The sequence below is a fragment of the Streptomyces sp. MB09-02B genome (genome assembly GCF_033794485.1).
Classification (GTDB): Bacteria; Actinomycetota; Actinomycetes; order Streptomycetales; family Streptomycetaceae; genus Streptomyces.
In genome coordinates this window covers 1-7,040 of record NZ_JARGEE010000436.1, presented here as the reverse complement: position 1 = coordinate 7,040, position 7,040 = coordinate 1, and the positions used below count along the sequence as shown (strand labels likewise).

The 7,040-nt window shown below is 72.7% G+C and carries 6 protein-coding genes; 5 read left to right on the top strand and 1 reads right to left on the bottom strand.

The genetic code is table 11. From position 1 onward, the window contains the following. Positions 1 to 572 (bottom strand): histidine kinase dimerization/phosphoacceptor domain-containing protein (locus P1P70_RS37135; protein ID WP_319245624.1); only part of this gene is annotated, 572 nt, incomplete at its 3' end. Between the two features lie 140 nt (positions 573 to 712). Here P1P70_RS37135 and P1P70_RS37130 point away from each other — a divergent pair. From P1P70_RS37130 to P1P70_RS37110, 5 genes are all read left to right on the top strand, one after another. Next, positions 713 to 1,429, top strand: coding sequence for an ABC transporter ATP-binding protein (locus P1P70_RS37130; RefSeq protein ID WP_319245623.1), 717 nt, complete (start codon positions 713 to 715; stop codon positions 1,427 to 1,429). Beyond that, on the top strand, positions 1,426 to 3,738 hold the full coding sequence (locus P1P70_RS37125) for an ABC transporter permease (RefSeq protein WP_319245621.1): 2,313 nt from the start codon (positions 1,426 to 1,428) through the stop codon (positions 3,736 to 3,738). Before P1P70_RS37130 ends, P1P70_RS37125 begins: the two co-directional genes overlap by 4 nt. Positions 3,739 to 3,863: 125 nt before the next feature. Beyond that, positions 3,864 to 4,763 (top strand): NAD-dependent protein deacetylase of SIR2 family, encoded by a 900-nt coding sequence (locus P1P70_RS37120; protein WP_319245619.1) that lies wholly within the window; start codon positions 3,864 to 3,866, stop codon positions 4,761 to 4,763. A gap of 52 nt (positions 4,764 to 4,815) precedes the next feature. Continuing rightward, positions 4,816 to 5,703, top strand: a complete 888-nt coding sequence (locus P1P70_RS37115) for a GntR family transcriptional regulator (protein ID WP_319245618.1) — start codon at positions 4,816 to 4,818, stop codon at positions 5,701 to 5,703. A 137-nt stretch (positions 5,704 to 5,840) separates the two neighbouring features. Next, a partial coding sequence (locus P1P70_RS37110; protein WP_319245616.1) for an aconitase family protein occupies positions 5,841 to 7,040 on the top strand: 1,200 nt, incomplete at its 3' end.

Below are 7,040 nucleotides of genomic sequence, written 5' to 3'. Positions count from 1 at the left end.
CCGCCCTTCGCCCCACGGCCGGCCCCGACCCCACCCACGGCCGCGGCCCGGGACCCGGCCCCCGCAACTGCCTCCGCACGCACAGGCGCACCCGCACCCGCCACGCCCGCATCCCGGTCCGCACCCTCCTGCGCGCCCAACGTCTCCCGCGCGTCCGGGCCCTCCTCCGGGCCCTCCTCCGGGTCCTCGCCGTTCTGCGACGGCGCCAGCAGGCCCAGCAGATGCCGAAGGTCGGTCATCGCGCCGCGGCCCGCGTCCTCCACGGCCAGCAGGGCCGCCGCCGCCTCGTCCGGCATGGTGTCCAGCACCTCACGGGCCGCCCCCGCCTGGACCACCATCAGGCTGACGTTGTGACTGACGATGTCGTGCAACTCCCGGGCGATACGGTCACGTTCGGCCGCGATCGCGGCCAGCGCGGCGCTCTCCCGCTCCCGTTCGAGCAACCAGCCGCGCTCCCCCACCGCCTTCTGCCACCGGCGCCGGGTGCGCACCAGAGCCACCGCCAGCCCCACCGCGACCGCCGCCACCACCGCCAGCGCGGCCACCGGCCCGTCCGTCCCCCACTCCCACATGGGGTTCACCTTCGCAGACCTGCCCACCGCCGCGCATCCGCCCCGGGATGCGGTCCCCTGCATCTGCGGGATGAGGCGCGGGCCACGGTGCCCTCCGGGGAGGGATGTCCCGGCGGCGCCGCTCGCCTAGCGTCCTGTGCATGGTCACCGAGGAGAACGAGAACAACAGCGCGGAGGCCGTCGTACGACTCGACGGTGTGCGCAAGGAGTACGGGGAGACGACAGCTCTGGACGGGGTGTCGCTGGAGATCCGGGCCGGTGAGGCGGTCGCGGTGATGGGGCCGTCGGGGTGCGGCAAGTCCACGCTGCTGAGCATGATCGCCGGGCTGGACCGTCCGTCGGGCGGCACGGTGGTGGTGCACGGCGAGAACGTGGGGGAACTGACCGAGAAGGGGCTCGCCCTGTACCGGCGGCGGCGCATCGGCATGATCTTCCAGTTCTTCAACCTCATCGACGACCTCTCGGCGCTCGACAACGTGGCGCTGGCCGCCCAGTTGACCGGCACCCCGGCCCGGCAGGCCCGCCGTCGCGCGCTGGAGCTGTTCGACGAGCTCGGCATCGCCGACCGGCGCCATGCCTACCCGGCGGTGCTCAGCGGCGGTGAACGGCAACGGGTCGCCGTGGCAAGGGCGTTGATGAACCGACCGGCGCTGCTGCTGGCGGACGAGCCGACCGGCGCACTGGACAGCCGCGCCGGGGAGCAGGTGATGGACCTGCTGCTCGACCTCAACCAGATCGGCCAGACGCTGATCCTGGTGACGCACGACGAGCGTCTCGCCCGGCGCTGTGCCAGCCGTCTCGTCGAGTTCGCCGACGGCCGCGTGCGCGGCGAGCACACCCTGGAGCCGTCCGTATGAGAGCCGTGTGGCGGGCCGCGCGCGCGGCGGTACGGCGGCGCAGACTCCAGACGTTGGTGATCGCGCTGGTCACGCTGACCTCGACGACGGCGATCGTGGTGGCGCTCGGTCTGGTCGACGCGGCCTCGTCGCCGTTCGACAAGGCCTTCAGCGCGCAGCGCGGGCCGCACGTGATCGCCGCGTTCGATTCCGCGAAGGTCTCGGACGGTCAGCTGGAGCGGGCGGCCCGGCAGTCCGGGGTCGCGGCGACCGCGGGCCCCTTCCCCCAGGCCACGGTCGAGCTGCCGAGGGAGGTCATGAACTACGGCCTCGGCAGCGAACTCACCGTCGTGGGCCGGTCCGACCCCGGGGGCCCGGTGGGCCGACTGGACCTGTGGGCGGGCCGCTGGGCCACCGGGCCCGGCGAGGTCGTCCTCAACCGGCAGTCGGGCTGGACGGCGGACGACCTGGGCAGGAAACTGCGGCTGCCCTCCGGACCCGCGCTCACCGTCGTCGGCTTCGCCTTCGATCTGAGCCGCACCGCCGACGCCTGGGTCGCCCCCGAACAGATCGAGGCCCTGCACCCCACGTCCACGCAGGTGCTGTTCCGCTTCACGGACGCCTCGTCGGACCGTGTGCTGCGCTCCCGACTCGCCGCGGTGACGGAGGAGTTGCCGACGGGCGCGCTGGCCGGCTCGCTGTCGTACCTCACCGTCAAGGATCGGATAGGCAGTGCGGCGCGGGCGTACGCGCCCTATCTGATGGCCTTCGGGGTCCTCGGCGTCGTCGTGGCCGTCCTCATCGTCGCCAATGTGGTCAGCGGCGCGGTGATCTCCGGTTTCCGGCACATCGGCATTCTCAAGGCGCTGGGGTTCACCCCGGGGCAGGTGGTGGCCGTCTACCTCGTGATGATCTCCGTCCCGGCGGTGCTGGGCTGTGTCCTCGGGACGGTCGCCGGCAATCTGGCGGCGCGGCCCCTGCTGCAGTTCGCATTCACGGGCCCGGACGCGGGGGTGTTCCACGACAGTGTCTCGCTCGCTCCCTGGGTCGACGTCGTCGCCCTGGCCGGCATGCCGGCCGTGTGCCTCCTCGCCGCGCTCGTGCCCTCGGTGCGCGCCCACCGGCTGTCCGCCGCGCGGGCGATCAGCGCGGGCAGCGCACCGCGCGCGGGCCGGGCCCTCGGTGTCCAGCGCCGGCTGGCGGGCAGCCGGCTGCCGCGCTCGGTGAGTCTCGGGTTGGGCCTGCCGTTCGCACGGCCCGGCCGCAGCGCCCTCACGCTCGCCGCCGTGGTTTTCGGTGTGACCACCGTGACGTTCGCGACCGGCCTGGCCACGACGATGGACCGGGTGGGCAACGCGGGGCGCGACGCCTACCAGGTCACGGTGTATGTGGGGAAGTACCGCGACGGCAAGGAGATCAAGCCGGTCCACGACGACCTCGCCCTGCACGCCCTGTTGCGCTCGCTGCCGGACGCGCGCGAGGTCACCGCCAGGGCGGACACCGAGGTCCGCCTCGTGGGTTCCACGGAGAAGCTGTGGCTCGAAGCGCGTCGCGGCGACCGCCCCCTGATGGGCAGCGTGCTCACCGAGGGCCGGTGGCTCCGGGACACCGGTGACGTGGTGGCGGGATCGGCCTTCCTGCGCAGCCACGGCCTGGACGTCGGCGACCGCTTCCGGATCGAGAAGGGCGATCGCGGCGCGGACGTGGTCGTCGTCGGGGAGTACATGGAGACGAACGCCCGTGTCGTCGTCACGGACTGGGCGACCATGCGGGCGGTGGCACCGGAGGAGAAGCCCATCGCCTACCACGTCAAGCTCCGCGACGGGGCCGACGCGGGAGCCTACGCCCGCGCCGCCGAAGCCGCGGATCCGGGGCTGAGCCCGTCCGCGACCGGCGCCAACTCCGTCACCCGGACCATCGTCGGCTCCGCCACCGCGCTCACCCTCCTGCTCGCCGCCGTCGCGTCGCTCGGGGTCTTCAACACCGTCGTCCTGAACACCCGCGACCGTCGCCGCGACCTCGGCATGCTCAAGTCCATCGGCATGACACCACGCCAGGTCACGGCGATGACGGTGGCCTCGATGGCCCTGCTCGGCACCCTCGGCTCGCTCCTGGGCATCCCGCTCGGCATGGCGGGCCACCAGCTGGTCGTCCCACGTATGGCGGACGCGGTGGACATGGCCCTGCCGTCGTACATGACGGACGTCTGGAACCCCCCGGCCCTGGCGGTGCTGGCTCTCGCGGGCGTCGTGATCGCCGTCGTGGGCGCGTACGTACCGGCCCGCCGCGCGGCCCGGCTGACGATCGCGCAGGTGCTGCACAACGAGTGACGGCTTCGACGGGGACCGCCGGGGCGGCGGCTGTCGGATTCCGACCATCCGCGGTCGCGATCCGACCCTGGCCCCGGCGGGTCCCCGCCCTACGTTGGGCGGGACGCTCGAAAGGATCCCGACAGATGACCGTGCAGAACGGCGCCACGGACGACGTGACGTCACCCGCCTCCCTCCCGGCCGCCGCCGGGACCCTGCGCACCTGGCTCGACGAGGCCGACCGCGTCCTGGTCGCCGCCGGCGCGGGACTGAGCGCGGCCGCCGGGTACGACTACGGCGACAGCGCGCGCCTCAAGGAACTGCTCCCGGCGCTGTACGGGCTCGGCCTGCGTTCCCGCTATCTGCTGGGCGTACCGCTGCCGACGGACATGATGTGGGGCTACTGGGCCGTGCACATCGACGACATCCGCTTCGGTGTCGAGCCCAACCCCCTGTACCGGCGGCTGCGTTCGTTGGTCGGGGACCGCGACCACTGGGTGATGACGTCGAACGTCGACGCGCTGTTCGCCCGCAACGGCTTCGCCCCGGACCGGGTCTTCACGCCCCAGGGCGACTACGGCCGCCTGCAGTGCACCGTGCCGTGCGTTCAGGAGACCTGGCCCGCGCGGCCGTTCCTCGACCGCGTGCTCGCGGCCTACGACCGGGAGACGGGGCGGGTGGCCGACCCGGCCGCCCTGCCCGTCTGCCCGAACTGCGGGGCGGACATGTTCCCGAACGTGCGCGTGGGACCGGAGTTCGTCGACGCCGGCCATATGCCCGCGGGCGACCGGCTGAGCCGCTGGCTCGGCGAGTCGCCGGGCACCGCCCGGCTGCTCGTCCTGGAGATCGGCGCCGGCTTCAACACGCCCGGCGTGATCCGGTGGCCCATGGAGAACGTCGTACGGCACACCCCCGGGGCCCGCCTGGTGCGGGTGAACCCCGACCATCCGGAGGTCCCCGCCGACCTCGGGCACCGGGCCCTGGCCGTACCGTTCGGGGCGGACCTGCTCCTGGACGCGCTCGCCGCTGTATCTCTGAACCCCTAAATACAATTAGGCTGCCCTCGCCCTCACATCAACCGAACGAGCGCGGGGACCGATGGCACGGCCGAACCTGACCACCTCCCTCGCCACCCGCCTGGTGGACCTGCTGCACCGCAGCGGCCTCCAGGAGGGGGCGCACGTCACCGAGCAGTGGGCCGCGGACACCCTGGACGTCTCACGCACACCGGTCCGCAAGGCCATGCTCTTCCTGACCGAGGTCGGCATCCTCGAACGGGTCCCGCACCGCGGTTTCTTCCTCACCCGTGACGCGAGCACCCTCAGCCGCCCGCCCCTCGGCGAAGGCGGCCCCACCGGCGACGACGCGGAGCGGACGGCCTACTTCGAGATCGCCGACGACCATGTCGGCGGGCGCTTCACCGGCCTCTTCACCTCGGCGGACATCGGCCGCCGCTACCGACTGACCTCCCGCCAGGCGGACAGGGTGCTCGCCCGCATGGAGAGCGAGGACCTGGTGCGGCGCAGACCCGGCGGCCGGGGCTGGGAGTTCCAGCACGTCATGGTCACCACCGAGGCACATGCCCAGAGTTACCGGTTCCGGATGATCGTCGAGCCCGCGGCGCTGCTGGAGCCGGGCTTCACCGTGGACGCGGGCGCCTTCGCCCGGCATCGGCAGCAGCAGGAGGCCTTGCTGCAGGGTGACATCCTGCTGCTGCCGCGCGCCGAACTGTTCGAGGCCAACGCCTCGTTCCACGAGATGCTGGTCGGCTGCTCCGGCAACCCCTTCCTGCTCGACGCCGTACGCCGCCAGAACCGGCTCCGCCGGCTGATCGAGTACCGCCACCAGGTCGACCGGTCCCGCCTGGCCCAGCAGGCGCGCGAGCACCTGCGGCTGCTCGACCTCGTCGAGGAGGGCGACCTCGCGGCGGCGTCGGCCTTCCTCCACGGGCATCTGGACAGGGTGCGGTCGATCAAGACCGGGTAGCCCGCACCGCACCCCGCCCTGTTGTACTAATGCGCGGACTGAGACAATATGAGCGGACCAAAAAGCTCTGCACCCGCCGGAAGCACGTGAAGCACTGGAGGCCACCGGAGCCGGACTCACCACCGCAGCAGGGGACCATGAACGCCGACCGCGCCACCGCGCCCACCGTCTCCGCAGTCCTCACCACGCACGGCCGCACCCACCGCTACCTGCCCCTGACCGGGCTGCTGCCGCGCGCGGAGCTGGACGCCCTCCCCTACGCGATACGCGTCCTGCTGGAGAACGTCGCCCGCCGGGCACCCGCTGCGCTGGCGGACGTGCTGCACCGAGCGCGTACCGGAAGCGGCCCCTGCGAGGTGCCGGTGCATCCGAACCGGATCATGCTGCACGACACCACCTGCCTCCCCGCCCTCGCCGACTTCGCGGCCATGCGGGACAGCGTCGCCGAGCTGGGCGGCGACCCCGCACGGCTGCAGCCGTCGGTCCCCGTCGACCTGACCGTCGACCACTCCGTCATCGTCGAGGCGTACGGGCGGCCCGACGCCGTCGAACGCAACCTGTTGATCGACTTCCGTCGCAACACCGAGCGCTACGAGATGGTGAAGTGGGCCGAGCGCAACGTCGACCACTTCCGTGTCGTACCGCCCGGCACCGGCATCATCCACCAGGTCAACATGGAGGCGCTGGCCCGCGTGGTGTGGACGGAGGCGACGCGGGACGGTGAACCTCCCGTCCTCCACCCGGACGTGCTCGTCGCCACCGACAGCCACACCCCGATGATCAACGCCCTCGGTGTCGTCGGCTGGGGTGTCGGCGGACTGGAGGGCCAGGCCGCGATGCTGGGCGAGCCCGTCACGATCCCGTACCCCGAGGTGGTCGGTGTCCGGGTGACCGGCCGACTGCGTCCCGGCGTGGGCGCCGCCGATCTCGCCCTCACCCTCACCGAACTCCTGCGCGCACACGGCGTGGTGGACCGCTTCGTCGAGTTCTGCGGCCCCGGTGTCACCGCCCTCGGCTGGGCGGAGCGCGCTGCCGTCTCCAACATGGCTCCCGAGTACGGGGCGACCTGCGTGTTCTTCCCGTACGACCACGAGACGGCCGCGTATCTGCGGCTCACCGGCCGGGACGAGGAGCACGTGCGCCTCGTCGACGCCTATCTCACCGCACAGGGCCTCAAGCGCACCGACGACCGGCCCGAACCCCGCTACGACAACGTCATCGACCTCGACCTCGGCACGGTCGAGCCGAGCATGGCGGGCCCGCACCTGCCCCACCAGCGGCTGCCGCTCTCCCGCGTGGCCGCGTCGTACCGCGCCGCCGCCGTCCCGGCCCCCGCC

What these genes read in the sequence shown, in the direction of transcription:
- P1P70_RS37130 (WP_319245623.1), top strand. Translation starts at nt 713, where the DNA reads ATGGTCACCGAGGAGAACGAGAACAACAGCGCGGAGGCCGTCGTACGA.
- P1P70_RS37125 (WP_319245621.1), top strand. Translation starts at nt 1,426, where the DNA reads ATGAGAGCCGTGTGGCGGGCCGCGCGCGCGGCGGTACGGCGGCGCAGA.
- P1P70_RS37120 (WP_319245619.1), top strand. Translation starts at nt 3,864, where the DNA reads ATGACCGTGCAGAACGGCGCCACGGACGACGTGACGTCACCCGCCTCC.
- P1P70_RS37115 (WP_319245618.1), top strand. Translation starts at nt 4,816, where the DNA reads ATGGCACGGCCGAACCTGACCACCTCCCTCGCCACCCGCCTGGTGGAC.